Here is a 17,367-nt window from a genome sequence, read left to right as displayed (position 1 = left end):
ACTGCTAGAAATGGTGGCAAATATAACCTTTGCCACCGAATTCATTACCAAGTCTGCGTCGCTTTAAACTTCTCGATTGCCGCTTTAAAAGTCGCTTCAATCTCGCCGTTATAGTTACCAGTTTTGTTAATGTCAGCCATAAGCTCAGTGTGTTCACTGTTCATGTAGCTCAACAAAGAACTTTCAAAACTGCTAATTTTGCTTGTTTCAACATCTTCAAGGAAGCCATCATTGGCAGCGTAAAGAACTACGCCCATATCAGCTACAGACATAGGAGAGAACTGCTTCTGTTTCATCAGTTCTGTTACTTGCTTACCATGTTCTAGCTGCTTACGAGTCGCTTCATCTAGGTCAGATGCAAACTGAGCGAAAGCCGCCAATTCACGATACTGAGCCAAAGCAAGACGAATACCGCCACCAAGCTTTTTGACAATCTTAGTTTGCGCAGCACCACCAACACGAGATACCGAAATACCTGCGTTCATTGCTGGGCGAATACCAGAGTTGAACAAGCTTGATTCTAGGAATATCTGACCATCAGTGATGGAAATTACGTTTGTCGGTACGAAAGCCGATACGTCACCACCTTGAGTTTCAATGATTGGCAATGCCGTCAATGAACCTGTTTGGCCTTTTACTTCACCATTTGTGAACTTCTCAACGTAATCTGCGCTTACACGAGATGCACGTTCAAGAAGACGAGAGTGAAGATAGAAAACGTCACCTGGGTATGCTTCACGACCTGGTGGACGACGAAGTAGCAAAGAGATCTGACGGTAAGCCCAAGCTTGCTTGGTCAAATCATCATATACGATCAATGCATCTTCACCACGGTCACGGAAGTATTCACCCATAGTACAACCAGTGTAAGGAGCAAGGTAAAGCATAGCAGCTGGGTCAGATGCACCCGCTGCGACTACTGTCGTATATTCCATAGCGCCAGCTTCTTCAAGCTTACGTACTATGTTGGCAATAGTTGATTGCTTTTGACCAATGGCAACGTACACACACTTAATACCACTCTCTTTCTGAGCGATAATAGTGTCGATTGCTAATGCTGTTTTACCGATCTGACGGTCACCGATGATTAACTCACGCTGGCCACGACCGACTGGTACCATGGCATCAATTGCCTTGTAACCAGTTTGAATAGGTTGATCAACTGACTGACGAGCAATTACACCCGGTGCCACTTTTTCAACTTTATCAGTTAGTTTTGCTTCGATAGCGCCTTTGCCGTCAATTGGGTTACCCAATGCGTCAACTACACGACCTAGCAATTCTGGTCCTACTGGAACTTCCAAAATACGACCAGTACATTTTGCTTTTTGACCTTCTACAAGGTCTTGGTATTGACCTAGTACTACCGCGCCTACAGAGTCACGTTCTAGGTTCAATGCAATACCGTAAACGCCGCCAGGGAATTCAATCATTTCCCCGTACATAACGTCTGCCAAACCGTGAATCAGAACGATACCGTCTGCCACGCTGACAATTGTGCCCTCATTTTGGGCATCAGAAGCAACATCAAGTGTCTCGATGCGCTTCTTGATAATCTCGCTGATCTCAGATGGATTCAGTTGCTGCATGCTAAATTCCTCAAACCCTGGTTTCGAATAAACGAAACGCTAGGAGTTTATCGCCTCGGACAGTTTCGCTAATTTACCGCGAACTGAACCGTCGATGATTAAGTCACCTGTACGAATAACCACGCCACCAATTAGGCTTGCGTCTGTTTCACTAGCCAAATTAACCGTACGGTCTAATTTTTTCGCTAATGAAGCGGCTAATACTTGTGTTTGTTCTTCTGATAATTCGAAAGCAGAAGTAAATGTAACATCTACTGCTTTTTCAAAATTCAGTTTGAACTGTAGAAACAAATCGTAAATCGCAGGAAGAAGCGATAAACGTTTATTTACAGCAAGAGTTAGCAAAAATGCTTTCCCTTGTTCTGTTGTTGTTTCAACACAAACTTCCGCTAGAGCGTTTGCCTTCTCTTCCGCACTAAAAGCTGGGTTTTCAAGCGCTACTTTCAGCTTAGGCTCTAAAGTAACAGTAGCTAATACGTTTAACATATTAGCCCATTCTGAAACTTGACCTTGCTCTCTAGCAACTTCAAAAACCGCTTTAGCGTACGGTCGCGCGACTGTTTTTAGTTCAGCCATTAGACCCTCGCTTAAAGCTCTTTGGCGAGCTGTTCTACGATCTCGCTATGTGCTTTTTCGTCAATGGTGGCGCCCAAAATTTTCTCGGCTCCGGCGTAAGCTAAAACAGAAACCTGAGCACGCAATGCTTCTTTAGCACGCATGACATCTTGTTCTATTTCCGCTTGAGCAGCTTCGCGTAGGCGTTTGCCATCAGCAATAACTTGCTCTTTTGCCTCGTCGATCATTTGATTCGCACGTTTGTTGGCTTGTTCAATTATCTCGGCCGCTTGTTCCTTGCTATCACGTAATGTCTTATTAGCTTCTTCTTGCGCTAATTCAAGATCACGAGATGCACGGTTAGCTGCTTCCAAACCGTCTGCTATCTTCTTAGTACGCTCTTCAAGAGCAGCAATAATTGGTGGCCACACGAATTTCATGCAGAACCACACAAAGATAGCAAACGAGATAGCTTGGCCTATTAGTGTGAGATTAATATTCACGCAAATATCCTCGCTCTAGTCGTTCAAAAAATAAGTCACTTATAATACAGCGAATTATTAGCCAGCAACCTGAGCAATGAATGGGTTCGCGAAAGTGAAGAACAACGCAATACCAACACCGATCATAGATACCGCATCAAGAAGACCAGCAACGATAAACATTTTAGTTTGTAGCATAGGCGCAAGCTCTGGTTGACGAGCACTCGCCTCCAAGAATTTACCACCTAAGATAGCAAAACCAATCGCTGTACCCAGTGCAGCCAAACCAATAAGGATTGCTACAGAGATAACAGTTAAACCTACTACAGTTTCCATTTTAACTCCTAAATTTCACAGTTTTTAAAGATTAAAGTTTTTTATTCAAAAGAATTAGTGTTCTTCATGTGCCATGCTGAGATACACGATCGTCAACATCATAAAGATAAATGCTTGCAAAGTTATTACTAATATATGGAAGATCGCCCATGGAACAGACAGCGCCCATTGAGCAGCCCAAGGTAATATAGCAATAAGAATAAAGATCAATTCACCAGCATAAAGGTTACCAAACAAACGAAGTGCCAATGATACTGGCTTCGCCAATAAACCAACCATTTCTAACACAAAGTTAAAAGGAATCATGATTGGTGTATTAAAAGGTTGTAAGGTTAATTCTTTAATGAACCCACCAAACCCTTTAATGCTGATGCTGTAGAAAATGATCAAAGCGAATACAGATAAAGACATACCCAAAGTGGCATTAAGATCTGTAGTCGGTACGATTTTGAAATAATTCAAACCGAACACGTCATGAGCAATTCTTGGTACGAAATCGACAGGAATCAAATCCATCAAGTTCATTAAGAAAATCCAGACAAAAATAGTCAGCGCTAATGGCGCTATTACTTTGCTTTTGCCGTGAAAACTTTCTTTTACTGATTTGTCGACGAACTCAACCATCATTTCTACAAAGTTAAGTAGACCTGAAGGTGTCTCTGCAGTCGCTTTTTTTGCTGCTATGCGGAACAACCATAAAAATAGAATACCGAGACCAATTGAGAATCCCATCGTATCTAAATGAATTGCCCAAAAGCCCATATCAGCAGCTTCTTTAGATGATTCCGCAATACCCCATGAACCGTCAGGATGTTGACCAAAGGTCAAATTCTGAAGGTGGTGCTTTATGTATTCGGAAGCACTTGGATTTTCACTTGCCATATTTACATCCACGCTCTCTTAATGATTAAAACTTTTACCTTTCCTGCTCTTAGCGATTTAGCAAGAAAGGGCTGAGCCAATGACTCAAAATAGCAACACCAAAACCTGCTAGAAACGCCTCTGCAGATAAAGGTTTTATAAGTACAAAAGCTAATGAAAGTAGTATGGCTGTTATAACTAACTTTCCTGCTTCTCCACGATAAAAAGAACTTACCACTTCTTTTGCTGGCCGAGCACCTTTGTGCCCAAAAATGCGCCACGCCATATAGATGCTAGGCAATATACTGGACATTGCTCCCAATATAAAGGAGTACCAATGAAGGCCACCAGCAAATAACAACACTCCCACGGATATAAAAACTATGAGACAGCACTGTAAGAGGATAAAACGAAAAATAGCCCGTTTTTTTGCGCTAAGAATAGCACTTGAACTTAACGGCTTATTCATCCCCATTGCTTAACTCTCTACCCTGCACCAGATGAGTGCAACTCACGTGGAAATTAATAAATCCGAGGCATTATATGGGGTTTAGCTATAGTGTTCAACATAAACTAATTAATTGAATTTATTTCCAATTGTCTGACTTTTAGATAAATTTAATCTATAGATTGGCTTTTATTGATCTTTTGTAAGTTCACTTATCAGCAGCTCTAGATGCTCAGGGTTTCTATATTCAATAACTAACTTCCCTTTACCTTTTGCTGATGGCTGAATTTTTACTGACGCATTAATCTTTTGGCTAATACGTTCAGCATGCTCACTTAGATCAGGCAAAGAAGGTGTGTCTTCAGGCTTCTTCTCATCTGTTTGAAAAGTTTTTACTAATCTTTCAGTTTCGCGAACGGATAATGATTTAGTAACAACGATAGAAGCAGCTTGAATTTGGTCATCATGCTCTAAAGGCAATAGAGCTCGGGAATGCCCCATCTCAATATCACCATGTTCTAGTAACCTTCTTACTTCAGGCGTTAAACCTAATAACCGCAGTAGATTCGCAATAGTCGATCGAGATTTACCAACAGAGTCAGCCACCTCTTGTTGAGTTAAGTTAAAGTCGTCTATCAAACGTTGTAGTGCAAGAGCTTCTTCTACTGGATTTAGGTCCTCACGTTGAATATTTTCTATAAGAGCCAATACCACAGCATCAGAATCTTCAACATGACGAATAATGACAGGAACTTGAGTCAAATCAGCAATTTTTGCTGCTCTCCAACGACGTTCACCAGCAATTATTTCGTACTTATTGTGGCCTATTGAACGCACTACAATAGGTTGCATAATACCTTGCGTACGAATAGAAGCAGCTAGATCTTCAAGCTGTACAGGGTTCATATCACGACGAGGCTGAAACTTCCCTTTAGAAAGCCATTCGACAGGCAGGTAAGTCAGGCCCTTTATTTGATCATCATTAGAACCATCTTCTTGCGTACTTGTTTCTGTATTTTTTGGTGCTAATAATGCGTCTAGGCCGCGACCTAAACCTCTTTTTTTCATCGTCATTTAATTTAACCCTAATTAACCCTACAGCATGCTTGATAAGTATTTAGCGTGTTGCGCATTTACGAATGAACTCTCCAGCCAATGCAAGATAAGCGATTGCACCACGTGAACTTTTTTCATAATGCAGCGTTGGTAAACCATAACTTGGTGACTCAGCTAAACGAATGTTCCTTGGTATAACCGTATCATAAACCTTATCTTCAAAATGCTTATGAAGCTGAGATGATACATCATGAGTCAAACTGGGACGAGGGTCATACATAGTTCGCACAATACCTTCTATTTCAAGAGAGGGATTTAATGCATTGGCAATGTGTTCAATGGTCTGTAATAAAGCTGTTAATCCTTCCAAAGCATAATATTCGCACTGGACAGGAATTAAGACACCTTGTGCTGCAGATAAAGCATTTACTGTCAGCATGTTTAATGAAGGAGGACAATCTAACAGGATATAGTCAAAATCATTATCAACTTCATAGAGGCCAGCTCTAAGACGTGTTTCTTTACTTGGTAAATCCAGCAGTACAACTTCAGCACCGGTCAAATCACCATTAGCTGGTAATACCCAAAAATCACCCGGTGAGGTTTTCTTCATCACCTCTTTTACGCCATGTGTACCCACTAAAACATCGTAAACACTGGTTTCTAATTCCTCTTTTATTAACCCACTGCCCGTTGTGGCATTTCCTTGAGGATCTAAGTCAATCAATAAAACACGTCGTTTCATAGCAGCAAGTGAAGCGGCCAAATTGACGCAAGTGGTCGTTTTACCTACGCCACCTTTTTGATTCGTAACTGCAATAATTTTTGCCATGTTTTATCCTTTACGAGTCATTATGACCATATGTCGCTCAGCCTCAACACTCGGAACATTAAGAGGCTCTACAGACTGAACTTCCACTTCTTTTGGTAAAGCATTAATTTCATCACTAGGGTATACACCTTTCATTGCTAGAAAGTTACCTGATGACTTAGGGAGAGGTAAAGTCCAATTGATCATATCTTGCAAAGATGCAAAGGCTCGTGAAATAACATGATCGTAAGAACCTTGGTTGGCATGCTTTTCTACTCTTTCATTAGCAACGGTTACATTTCCTATTCCCAACTCCATTTTTACTTGAGTAAGAAAACGCATTTTTTTTCCATTACTATCGAGTAATGTGAAGTGTTTTTCTGGATAACATATTGCAAGCACCATACCTGGTAAACCAGGTCCTGTACCCACATCAATAATTTTGTCACCTTTTATATAAGGCAATGTTGCTAGACTGTCTAATAAATGCAATGAAATCATTTGGTTAACATCACGGATAGCGGTCAGGTTATAAGCCTTATTCCACTTTTCCAATAATGCTAAATAATCAACAAGAGTCTGAATGGTGGTATCAGAAAGTGCAGCGCCCATTGATTGGGCGCCTTTTTGGATAGTTTCAAAGTGCGTCACAGCTAGCCTATTATGCAAAAGTAATAATTAACCGACAATTCTAGGCACTTTTGTGAGCAATGGCACGCTTTTTAAGATGGATTAAAAGTAAAGAAACTGCCGCAGGCGTTACTCCTTGAATACGAGAAGCCGCTGCTAGCGTTTCAGGACGAAGCTGATCTAATTTTTGCTTAACCTCATTAGATAGTCCTTCCATACTCATATAATCAAGGTCTTCCGGTAGCGTCATATTTTCTTGGCGACGCAAGCGCTCAATATCTTCTGCTTGTCGAGATATATAACCTGCATATTTCACCGCTATTTGAACCTGTTCAGAAACTTGCTCATCTACCGCTTCTTCAGGTGCATTTTTTAAGTGCGCTACATCAGAATATGTAATAGTTGGTCGTTTCAGTAAATCTAATAAGCTGTACTCATGACTAATCGGTGTTTCTAATTTTGGATTAATTTCTTCTGCTTCAGATGTATTAGGAACAATCCAAGAAGATTTCAAACGCTGTGTTTCTTGCTCAATTGCCTCTCTTTTTTTACAAAAAGCAGCCCAACGTTCATCCGAAACAAGACCTAACTCTCGACCTTTTTCAGTTAATCGCATATCAGCGTTATCTTCACGTAAAATGAGTCGATATTCCGCACGGCTAGTAAACATACGATAAGGCTCTTTTGTCCCCATAGTAATTAGATCATCTACTAATACACCAAGATAAGCCTCATCACGACGAGGTGACCAAGACTCTTTATCTTGCGAAAGTAAGGCAGCATTTAAACCAGCAAGTAAACCTTGTGCCCCAGCTTCTTCATAGCCAGTTGTACCGTTAATTTGCCCCGCAAAAAATAGTCCGGGCATATGTTTTGTTTCTAATGAGTACTTCAAATCTTGAGGATTAAAATAGTCGTATTCGATAGCATAACCGGGGCGCATAATATGCGCATTTTCCATCCCCTTCATTGATCGAACCATTTCAATCTGCACATCAAAAGGTAGAGATGTCGAAATACCATTCGGATAAAGCTCGTGGGTAGTTAATCCTTCTGGTTCGATAAAGATTTGGTGGGAGTTTTTATCGGCAAAACGAACAATTTTATCTTCAATAGATGGGCAGTAACGAGGGCCAACACCTTCAATAACCCCCGTGTACATAGGGGATCGGTCCATACCAGAACGAATGATATCGTGTGTTTTTTCATTAGTATGGGTAATAAAACATTCTATTTGTCTTGGGTGCATAGCACGGTTACCCATGTATGACATAACCGGAGTAACATCATCGCCGGGTTGAGCCTGCATTTGAGAAAAATCTACTGAACGAGCATCAATTCTAGGTGGTGTACCCGTTTTTAAACGATCTACTCTAAAAGGCAAAGAACGTAATTTTTCAGCTAAGCCAATAGAAGGTGGATCTCCAGCACGACCTCCGGAATGGTTTTGTAGGCCGACATGAATGATGCCACCTAAAAAGGTACCGGCAGTAAGCACAACGGTTTTACTATTAAAACGAATGCCTGTTTGAGTAACAACACCACGTGCCGCTCCATCTTCAACAATTAGATCTTCTGCAGATTGTTGGAAAAGCCATAAGTTTTCTTGATTCTCTAATTTATGACGAACTGCCGCTTTATATAAAATACGGTCAGCTTGGGCACGAGTTGCTCTAACGGCAGGACCTTTACGAGAATTTAAGGTCCTAAATTGAATACCTGCTTGATCTGTAGCTAAGGCCATGATGCCGTCTAAAGCATCAATTTCTTTTACTAAGTGGGATTTACCTATACCACCAATCGCTGGATTACAGGACATTTGCCCCAATGTTTCAATGTTGTGAGAAAGTAATAATGTTTTAACTCCCATACGAGCTGCGGCTAAGGCTGCCTCTGTACCAGCATGTCCACCACCAACCACAATAACATCAAAACGACTTGGGAAATCCACAAAAACCTCGGTATAAAAAAGAATAAAAAACGATCAATACGTTGAGGCCGCTAGTATATCGGTAAATTATGAAAAAGAAAGTCAGTCTCCCTTTCTTTCCCCGGTCATCAATATAAAGAATAAGATTATATATAGTATGTATTTATGTTTATTACTCTTATATAGCAGATAAAAATCTGTTGATAATTTATATTTTTATATATAAATCATAGTTTTACTGTCTTCAAAACCTGTTCTCTTTAGGGTAAGTATCTTGTTATGTGGATAACCCAAACCTGTGAATAAAGTGGTGAGTTATACACGCTGTTTTTAAAAGTCTATTTTTATTAAAAACTGTGCAAAACTTCCTATCAAGGTATTACCATACTTATTAACAGGTGGTTTATTTTGGAATAAAAAGATTTTGTTATTGATTTTAAAGTAATTTATTTGATTTTTTGTATTTTTAGATGAGCTTTCTTAAAAAAAGTATCCACAATCAAAAAAATTATACTTTTTGTTAATTACTAAACTTTCTAGCTTCTACTATGATCATGGGAGTCAAAAAATAACTATGTAAGCTGATAAGTTAAGCTGTTTCTTAAAAAACTGAATGAATAGCAGGAGTTTCTATGTTTAAAGCCCTTCAAGTCACAAATATAGATGGTAAAACATGTGCCTCTATTTCGTTGATAGACGAAGAAGAACTGCCTAAATCTGAAGTAACGATTGAGGTTCACTATAGTACGATAAACTATAAAGATGCCTTGGCGATAAAAGGTGCGGCACCAATTTTACGGTTTTTTCCTATGGTTCCAGGAATTGATTTATCAGGTGTAGTAACGCATTCAGAAAGTAGCGAGTTCAGCAAAGGGGATTGGGTCGTACTTAATGGCTTTGGTGTAGGTGAGAAGCATTGGGGTGGTTTATCTGAAAAAGCTTGTCTTCAAAGTGATTGGTTAATTCCTTTACCAAAATCTCTTACAGCAAAACAGTCTATGGTAATAGGCACTGCTGGCTACACTGCTATGCTATCTGTATTGGCGCTAGAAAAACAAAATGTCATGCCAAATTCAGGGGATATATTAGTAACAGGTGCTAATGGTGGTGTTGGTAACTTTGCTATTATTTTATTAAATCGTCTTGGTTATAAGGTAGTAGCTTCAACTGGACGATTAGAAGAAGCCAATCACTTAAAAGCTTTGGGGGCGACAGAGGTTATTGATCGACAGTCTTTATCTGAGCCGGGTAAACCATTACAAAAAGAGCGTTGGGCAGGCGTTATAGATTGTGTAGGCAGTCATACTCTAGCCAACGCATGTGCGAGCACTCAATATGGCGGTGTTGTTACTGCTTGTGGTTTAGCTCAAGGAATGGATTTTACCGCTTCCGTTGCACCTTTCATCCTAAGAGGAGTTAAATTAATTGGTATTGATAGTGTCATGCGTCCAAAACAAGACAGAATTGAAGCATGGCAACGACTCTCTGATCTTCTACAAGAAAAAGACTTTGAAAGCCTGTATACAGAAGTCACCTTAGAGGAAGTCGAGGAAACGGCCTATAAATTGCTTGATGGTAAGGTACGTGGTCGAGTTCTAGTTAACATGAAACCTGACCAGTGACATTACTCTATTAATATATGAATAAAAGGATGCCTATGAAAATCATCATTGCACCGGATTCCTTTAAAGAAAGCTTAACGGCACTTGAAGTCGCAAATGCAATAGAAACCGGGTTTAGCTGTATCTATAAAAATGCTGAATTTATTAAAGTTCCAATGGCCGATGGTGGGGAAGGTACGGTTCAGTCCATGGTGGATGCGACGCATGGCTCTTTTATTGATATTGAAGTAACAGGCCCCCTTGGAAATAAAGTATTAGCTCAATATGGCATTTTAGGCTCACAACAAAATGCTAATACGCAAACTGCAGTAATAGAGATGGCTTCTGCTTCAGGGCTTCATCTAGTACCAAGGGAAGATAGAAATCCACTTGTTACCAGTAGCTATGGAGCTGGAGAGCTCATCAAGGATGCACTCGATAGAGGCATAAAACATATTATTTTAGGGTTAGGTGGCAGTGCTACTAATGATGCTGGATTAGGTTTAGCACAGGCATTAGGCATTAAGTTTAAAAATATAGAAGGTGAGGAACTGTCTTCTGGCGGCCTTGCTTTAGCCGAGCTTCATAAAATAGATATGTCTGAAGTCCACCCTTTACTGGCTTCATGCAAAATAGATGTGGCTTGTGACGTTGATAACCCTCTATGTGGTGAATATGGTGCTTCTGCTATTTTTGGTCCTCAAAAGGGCGCGACAAAAGAAATGATAGAGCAATTAGATAGTGCGCTAGGGCATTTAGCTGATGTGATCGTAAAAATGGGAGGAGAAGATCATAGGCTTTTCCCCGGTGCGGGCGCGGCTGGTGGTATGGGGTTAGGCGTAAAATCCTTTTTGGATGCAGAGCTAAAACCCGGTATTGATATTGTTATGGAAACCGTCGGTTTAGCTGATCATTTAGAGAATGCTGATCTCGTTATTACTGGTGAAGGTCGAATAGATGGCCAAACGGTTTTTGGTAAAACGCCGATGGGGGTTTTAAAACAAGCGAATCAAAAAAATGTCCCTACCATTGGAATTGCAGGGACACTTGGTAAAGACGCTGAAGCCATTTTAGAACATGGAATGAAGGCTATTTTTCCTATCATCCCTGCTTTAGATAGTCTCGATAAAGTATTAGCAGATGCTGAAAAAAACCTTATCAATACATCACGTAATATTGCGGCAAGTATGATGTTATTTACCGATACAAAATGAACCAAAGATTCGACCAAGCAAATCATCACTGGTAAAGGCACCAGTGATTTCACTCAATGCTTGCTGAGCTTCTTTTAAGTCTTCAGCAAGCAACTCTCCTGCTCCGTAGCCATGTAACTGCTCATTACCAGCATCAAGAAAGCGAGCTGCTTTATTAAGTGCTTCTATGTGTCTACGACGTGCTATAAAACCACCCTCAGTCGTGCTATCAAAGCCCATGACACTTTTTAAATGCTCTGTTAACTCGTTAACACCCTCACCTGTTTTCGCAGATAAAGAAACGACAGGGATACCATTTACCGTTTCGATCCCAGTTGTTTCTTTAGTTAAATCCACTTTATTTCGAACAAGCGTTAAGTGTTTAGTATTTGTGAGTTTTTCAATAAATTCAGGCCAAATTTCATGAGGGTTTTTACTATCAACGGACTGGCTATCTACCATCATTAGAATTCGATCCGCCTTACTTATTTCATCCCACGCTCTTTGAATACCAATACGCTCTACTTCATCAGGGCTATCACGTAAGCCTGCTGTATCGATAATATGTAAAGGCATACCATCTAGGTGGATATGTTCTCTTAAGACATCACGGGTGGTACCTTCAATGTTGGTGACAATAGCGGACTCTTTGCCTGATAAGGCATTCAGTAAACTGGATTTCCCTGCATTAGGTCGGCCAGCAATCACCACGCTCATACCTTCACGTATTAGAGCACCTTGATTCGCTTCTTTAAGGACTTCTTTTAATGTACTTTGAATCCCAGCTAGCTCATTAGCCACTTTACCATCACCAATAAAATCAATTTCTTCTTCAGGAAAATCAATTGCTGCTTCCACATAGATGCGTAAGTGAATTAAGGCTTCTACTAACTCATCAACACGTTTTGAAAATGCACCTTGTAATGAACGTAAAGCGCATTTTGCAGCTTGTTCGGATGTACTGTCGATTAAATCTGCAATCGCTTCGGCTTGAGTTAAGTCCATTTTATCATTCATGAAAGCACGTTCAGAAAATTCCCCTGGTCGCGCTAAACGGGCACCTAAAGACACACAATGGCTTAGTAGCATATCCATAATGACTGGGCCGCCATGGCCTTGTAGTTCAAATACATCCTCCCCTGTAAAAGAGTTAGGGCCAGGGAAATAAAGTGCTAACCCCATGTCTAATTGATCATTATTAGCATCTTTGAAAGGTACGTAATGGGCGTAACGAGGCTTTGGCTCGAAGCCTATAATTGTTTTGGCAATGGATAAACTTTTAGGTCCTGATAAGCGAATAATTCCCACACCTCCCCGTCCTGGAGCTGTTGCTTGTGCTGCAATTGTGTCTTGATCAGCGGTGTATTGGAAATCAGTCATAATGTTACTCTGTACAATTAATTGAGAATATTTGTATTGTCGGTTAGCTCGAGGTTCATGGCAATCTAAACATAAAAAAGGCTCCCCTTAGGAAGCCTTTTTTAATAGCAGAGAGAAGAGCTTTTTTAAGCTTCTCGCTCAATACGTTTGGTAATGATGTATTGCTGAATAATAGACAAAGTATTATTCACTGCCCAGTAAAGTACTAGACCACTTGGGAACCACAAGAAGAAGAAGGTAAATGCGATTGGCATAATCTTCATAATCTTGGCTTGCATTGGATCTGGAGGTGTTGGGTTTAGTAGTTGCTGAGCAAACATACTCGCACCCATCAAGATAGGCAGCACAAAGTAAGGGTCCATTGCAGATAAATCATCAATCCATAAGAAGAATGGTGCATGACGAAGTTCAACAGACTCCATTAGTACCCAGTACAAAGAAAGGAAAACCGGCATCTGTACCAAAATAGGTAAACAACCGCCAAGAGGGTTAATTTTCTCTTTCTTATAAAGGGACATCATTTCTTGAGACATACGCTGACGATCATCACCGTATAAATCTTTTAGCTTAGCGATTTCTGGCGCGAATTTACGCATTCTTGCCATAGAGCGATAACTTGCTGCAGAAAGTTTGAAGAAAATGGCTTTCACACAAACAACGATCAAGATGATGGCAATACCCCAGTTCACTACAACAGACTGGATAATAGTAAGTAACCAGAAAAGAGGCTTCGCCAACCACCATAACCAACCGTAGTCTACTGTTAACGCTAGGTTTTCTGCTGTTGCTTCAAGTTGATCTTGTAATTTAGGACCAACATAAAAAGTAGAGCTTAAAGTACCTTGGTCACCGGATGCTATCTCAACAGATGGGCCTGTGAAGCCAATAATGTTAAAGCCATTATTATTTCTAGCTTGCAGGGTCACTTTTTGACCTTGCTCAGGAACCCAAGCAGAGACAAAGTAATGCTGAAGAACGGCTACCCAACCTTGTGTAGTAGTAACCTTTACAGGCTCTTCTGCCATATCAGAGAAAGAGATTTTGTTGTACTTGTTCTCTTCATCAGAAATTGCACCACCAAGATAAGGCTGTAAGCCCATGCCAGTTGCTTGACTTGGATCTTCAGAGTTATCACGTTTAATTTGAGCAAATAAGTTACCACGCCAGTTTTCTGAAGAGGTGTTATCCACAGTAATTAATTGGCGAATGCTGTATTTGCCTTTTGAAAAGCGGAAAGTCTTTGTGTATTTCACGCCATTGGCATCGGTGAAGTATAGGTTTACATCAATAGACTCTTGACCTTCTTCTAAACGGTAAGAAGTGCTTTCAGACTGATAAACAGGACGACCGTCTTTAGAAGCATCAGGACCATTCTTACCAATTAAGCCACTCTGTGTAATATAAGTGCGTTGAGCACCATCTTCTAGAATGACAAAGTTCTCAGATTGGCCTAATTCTTTTTGATATTGTAGAAGCGCTGCTTCAACTAGGTCACCACCAACAGGGTTTATAGAAACTCGAAGTGTATCTGTTACCACTTCAATGAGTTGTCCTGATGCGATTGTGGTTGCACCTTTAGGAGTTTCTGCATTCGCGGCAGAAGTATTTTGTGAAGCTACTGGTAAATCAGCGCCGGTATCTGTACTTATTTCGCTTTGAGTAGCGTTAGCTACACTTTGCTGAGAGGACTGAGAACCATAATCCTGGTTCCACTGTAAAAACAGTAGGTAACCACTAAGGAAAAGCGCAGCCCATAAAATATAACGTCTGTAATCCATGGTATTCAACTAATCTATTTGGTTAGACAATCGGTTCAATGAACCCTAATTAAAATCACGCGCTATTAAAGCAGTCTTTGACAGTTTTTTCAGCCTATTTCTGCTTATCTGAGTGGTGTTTTTTTCTTTGAGGAGGTTTTGAAGCCTTTTTTGCTAATTGATCCCATGCTTTATCAAGGCGGCGGTGTAAATTCGCATTATCTATGTCTTTAATGCCATTTCTAGCGAGGAAGACAATATCTAATCCAGACAGCAATACTTTGTGGTGTCTAAAAGAGTCGCGAACAACTCGTTTGATGCGGTTTCTGCCGACAGCATGTTTATCCGTTTTTTTGGATACAATAAGACCTAACCGTGTTTGGTTATCATCTCTTTTTCGTGTCAATAAAAGGAATTCGCCAGCGAAGACTTTAGAAGAGGTGCCATTAAAGACAGATTGATAATCCTCGGCATTCAGAAGTCTGACATGCCGAGGAAAACAATAATCGGTCATCAGCGTATTATGCGCTTAGAACCTTGCGTCCGCGAGCGCGGCGACGAGCGACGATTTGACGTCCACTTTTTGTAGCCATACGTGCACGGAAACCGTGGTTACGTTTACGTTTTAAAACGCTAGGTTGGAAAGTTCTTTTCATTTTCATTTTTAATGCTCTCACTGAATGCAGTGTTTGAGTTTTGAGGGTTAGCTACCGCCAAGCCTCTGCAATTTGATTATTAAATCAGGGCGCGAATTCTAGAGCCTTTCCCTAGGTAATTCAATGCTTTCAGAGGAATTTTTACTTAAAAAATAGCAATTTAATATATAAAAAAATACACACAGGTTTGTACCTGCTTAGTGGATAAAAAAAACTAACAAACTTAAAGTTACCCACATTGATTGGGTGTTTTTAGTTTTTGTGTATAAAAATCATAAAGATAAAAATAAATTTTTCTGTGAATAAGTGAAAAATATGAATATATTTACATGTTGATAACTAGACGCTTTATGCACACATGTTGTTTTTATCTACTCCTGTTAATAACTTCTTCTGTTATTAACATATAGCAAAGGGAAAAAGAAAAAGTTTTTTATTTTTTGGTGTGGATAACTTGCTGCAACCTAGGTAGAATCTCTACCTTATCTGTCATTTTACTGGGAGTATGCATACAGTGTCTTTGGAGCATTGGGACCTTTGCCTGCAAAAACTGCAGGGCGAGTTTTCCACATCTCAATTCAACACATGGATTCGTCCATTGCAGGCTGAAATGATGTCGAATGGTGATTTGTGCTTAAGTGCACCAAATCGATTTGTCTTGGATTGGGTCACTAATAAATATCAGGCCCGCATAAAAGAGCTATTATCGGAGTTTGCTGGTGATGGTCATGCGCCGGCATTACAGCTTGTTGTCAAATCATCAAACTTTGCGCAAGCAAATACGACCCCACCACCCCCACCTCCACCGACTCAAGTTGAGCCGCCGGCGAATTCTTTTAACAGCGAAGTCGTTAATGACTCAGGCTATAGACCTGGTTTTAATTTAATGGATGAAGGGGACAAAAGTTCCCATGCAGACTTAGAATTCGAAGCACCATTAACATTGTCTAGCTCAAGCCTACGTGGTGACCTTGAACCAAACGAGCAAGGGCAATTACCTCTTACTCCGCCAAAAAGAAAGGTACAAGTAGAAGGTGGTATCAACCATGGTGCGAACTTAAATAACTCATTTACATTTGATAACTTTGTCGAAGGTAAATCGAACCAATTAGCCCATGCTGCTGCATTACAAGTCGCTGAAAACCCGGGTGGTGCATATAACCCACTATTTATATACGGTGGCGTTGGCTTAGGTAAAACCCACTTAATGCAAGCCGTGGGTACCGAGTTAATGCGCCATAATCCAAACGCGAAAGTGGTTTACTTACATTCGGAGCGTTTTGTTGCGGATATGGTAAAAGCATTACAGCTGAATGCGATTAATGACTTTAAACGTTATTATCGTTCGGTGGATGCTCTACTGATTGATGATATTCAGTTCTTTGCTGGTAAAGACCGTACCCAAGAGGAATTCTTCCACACCTTCAATGCGCTATTAGAAGGTGGTCAGCAAATGATTCTGACATGTGATCGATACCCGAAAGAGATTCAAGGCTTAGAAGATCGTCTTAAATCTCGTTTTGGTTGGGGACTAACCGTCGCTATTGAGCCTCCAGAACTGGAAACTCGAGTTGCAATTTTAATGCGCAAAGCAGATGAAAGTGGTATCAAACTGTCTTATGATTCAGCTTTCTTTATTGCACAAAAAATACGTTCAAACGTGCGTGAATTAGAAGGTGCTTTGAAGCGAGTTATTGCCAATTCACACTTTACTGGCCGTGCGATTACGCCGGACTTTGTTCGTGAATCATTAAAAGATTTACTCGCACTGCAAGACAAGCTGGTAAACATTGATAATATTCAACGTATTGTTGCGGAATATTACAAAATTAAAATTAGCGATTTATTGTCTAAGCGTCGTAGCCGCTCTGTTGCTCGCCCTCGCCAAGTGGCAATGTCCCTTGCGAAAGAGCTGACCAACCATAGCTTACCTGAAATAGGTGATGCCTTTGGTGGCCGTGACCACACGACAGCTTTGCACGCTATACGCAAGATAAAAGAATTACAGGATACCGATTCGGATATCCGAGAAGATTACAAACAACTAATGCGAATCCTGACCACCTGATGGTCTAAGACTTT

At 40.4% G+C, this 17,367-nt stretch carries 17 protein-coding genes; 3 read left to right on the top strand and 14 right to left on the bottom strand.

Annotated elements, in window-relative coordinates; all coding sequences use genetic code 11:
- Positions 1-44: 44 nt before the first annotated feature.
- The 10 genes from atpA to mnmG form a co-directional block, all read right to left on the bottom strand.
- Positions 45-1,589, bottom strand: a complete 1,545-nt coding sequence (atpA, locus tag OFY17_RS03985; protein WP_263529406.1) for a F0F1 ATP synthase subunit alpha — start codon at positions 1,587-1,589, stop codon at positions 45-47.
- A 39-nt stretch (positions 1,590-1,628) separates the two neighbouring features.
- A complete protein-coding gene (locus OFY17_RS03980) occupies positions 1,629-2,165 on the bottom strand; it encodes a F0F1 ATP synthase subunit delta (protein WP_263529405.1) in 537 nt (178 codons plus the stop codon).
- A gap of 11 nt (positions 2,166-2,176) precedes the next feature.
- A complete protein-coding gene (locus OFY17_RS03975) occupies positions 2,177-2,647 on the bottom strand; it encodes a F0F1 ATP synthase subunit B (protein ID WP_263529404.1) in 471 nt (156 codons plus the stop codon).
- Between the two features lie 57 nt (positions 2,648-2,704).
- Positions 2,705-2,962 carry a F0F1 ATP synthase subunit C gene (gene atpE, locus OFY17_RS03970; RefSeq protein ID WP_087610906.1) on the bottom strand — a complete coding sequence of 86 codons (258 nt, stop codon included), beginning with the start codon at positions 2,960-2,962 and terminating at the stop codon, positions 2,705-2,707.
- 54 nt (positions 2,963-3,016) lie between these two features.
- On the bottom strand, positions 3,017-3,844 hold the full coding sequence (atpB, locus tag OFY17_RS03965) for a F0F1 ATP synthase subunit A (protein ID WP_263529403.1): 828 nt from the start codon (positions 3,842-3,844) through the stop codon (positions 3,017-3,019).
- Between the two features lie 49 nt (positions 3,845-3,893).
- Positions 3,894-4,292, bottom strand: coding sequence for an ATP synthase subunit I (locus tag OFY17_RS03960; protein WP_263529402.1), 399 nt, complete (start codon positions 4,290-4,292; stop codon positions 3,894-3,896).
- Between the two features lie 168 nt (positions 4,293-4,460).
- Positions 4,461-5,345 carry a ParB/RepB/Spo0J family partition protein gene (locus OFY17_RS03955; RefSeq protein ID WP_263529401.1) on the bottom strand — a complete coding sequence of 295 codons (885 nt, stop codon included), beginning with the start codon at positions 5,343-5,345 and terminating at the stop codon, positions 4,461-4,463.
- Between the two features lie 43 nt (positions 5,346-5,388).
- The gene (locus tag OFY17_RS03950) at positions 5,389-6,159 is read right to left on the bottom strand and encodes a ParA family protein (RefSeq protein WP_263529400.1); all 771 of its coding nucleotides are present in this window, start codon (positions 6,157-6,159) and stop codon (positions 5,389-5,391) included.
- Between the two features lie 3 nt (positions 6,160-6,162).
- Positions 6,163-6,789 (bottom strand): 16S rRNA (guanine(527)-N(7))-methyltransferase RsmG, encoded by a 627-nt coding sequence (gene rsmG / locus OFY17_RS03945; protein ID WP_263529399.1) that lies wholly within the window; start codon positions 6,787-6,789, stop codon positions 6,163-6,165.
- A gap of 40 nt (positions 6,790-6,829) precedes the next feature.
- Complete coding sequence (gene mnmG / locus OFY17_RS03940) at positions 6,830-8,719, bottom strand: tRNA uridine-5-carboxymethylaminomethyl(34) synthesis enzyme MnmG (RefSeq protein WP_263529398.1); 1,890 nt, start codon at positions 8,717-8,719, stop codon at positions 6,830-6,832.
- A gap of 611 nt (positions 8,720-9,330) precedes the next feature.
- Here mnmG and acuI point away from each other — a divergent pair.
- Both acuI and OFY17_RS03930 read left to right on the top strand, forming a co-directional pair.
- The gene (gene acuI / locus OFY17_RS03935) at positions 9,331-10,320 is read left to right on the top strand and encodes an acrylyl-CoA reductase (NADPH) (protein ID WP_263529397.1); all 990 of its coding nucleotides are present in this window, start codon (positions 9,331-9,333) and stop codon (positions 10,318-10,320) included.
- A 35-nt stretch (positions 10,321-10,355) separates the two neighbouring features.
- The gene (locus tag OFY17_RS03930) at positions 10,356-11,513 is read left to right on the top strand and encodes a glycerate kinase (protein WP_263529396.1); all 1,158 of its coding nucleotides are present in this window, start codon (positions 10,356-10,358) and stop codon (positions 11,511-11,513) included.
- Here the strand turns inward: OFY17_RS03930 and mnmE are convergent.
- The 4 genes from mnmE to rpmH all read right to left on the bottom strand — a co-directional run bounded on the left by mnmE (position 11,493) and on the right by rpmH (position 15,285).
- Positions 11,493-12,872, bottom strand: a complete 1,380-nt coding sequence (gene mnmE / locus OFY17_RS03925) for a tRNA uridine-5-carboxymethylaminomethyl(34) synthesis GTPase MnmE (RefSeq protein WP_263529395.1) — start codon at positions 12,870-12,872, stop codon at positions 11,493-11,495. The genes OFY17_RS03930 and mnmE overlap by 21 nt on opposite strands.
- A gap of 125 nt (positions 12,873-12,997) precedes the next feature.
- Positions 12,998-14,650 (bottom strand): membrane protein insertase YidC, encoded by a 1,653-nt coding sequence (gene yidC / locus OFY17_RS03920; RefSeq protein WP_263529394.1) that lies wholly within the window; start codon positions 14,648-14,650, stop codon positions 12,998-13,000.
- A 94-nt stretch (positions 14,651-14,744) separates the two neighbouring features.
- Complete coding sequence (gene rnpA / locus OFY17_RS03915) at positions 14,745-15,143, bottom strand: ribonuclease P protein component (protein ID WP_263529393.1); 399 nt, start codon at positions 15,141-15,143, stop codon at positions 14,745-14,747.
- Positions 15,144-15,150: 7 nt separating this feature from the next.
- Positions 15,151-15,285, bottom strand: coding sequence for a 50S ribosomal protein L34 (rpmH, locus tag OFY17_RS03910; RefSeq protein WP_084035504.1), 135 nt, complete (start codon positions 15,283-15,285; stop codon positions 15,151-15,153).
- A 514-nt stretch (positions 15,286-15,799) separates the two neighbouring features.
- Here rpmH and dnaA point away from each other — a divergent pair.
- Positions 15,800-17,353 (top strand): chromosomal replication initiator protein DnaA, encoded by a 1,554-nt coding sequence (gene dnaA / locus OFY17_RS03905; RefSeq protein ID WP_263529521.1) that lies wholly within the window; start codon positions 15,800-15,802, stop codon positions 17,351-17,353.
- Positions 17,354-17,367 lie beyond the last annotated feature (14 nt).

It is taken from the genome of Marinomonas sargassi, assembly GCF_025716875.1.
Taxonomy (GTDB): domain Bacteria; phylum Pseudomonadota; class Gammaproteobacteria; order Pseudomonadales; family Marinomonadaceae; genus Marinomonas; species Marinomonas sargassi.
This window is presented reverse-complemented; position numbering and strand designations above follow the sequence as displayed.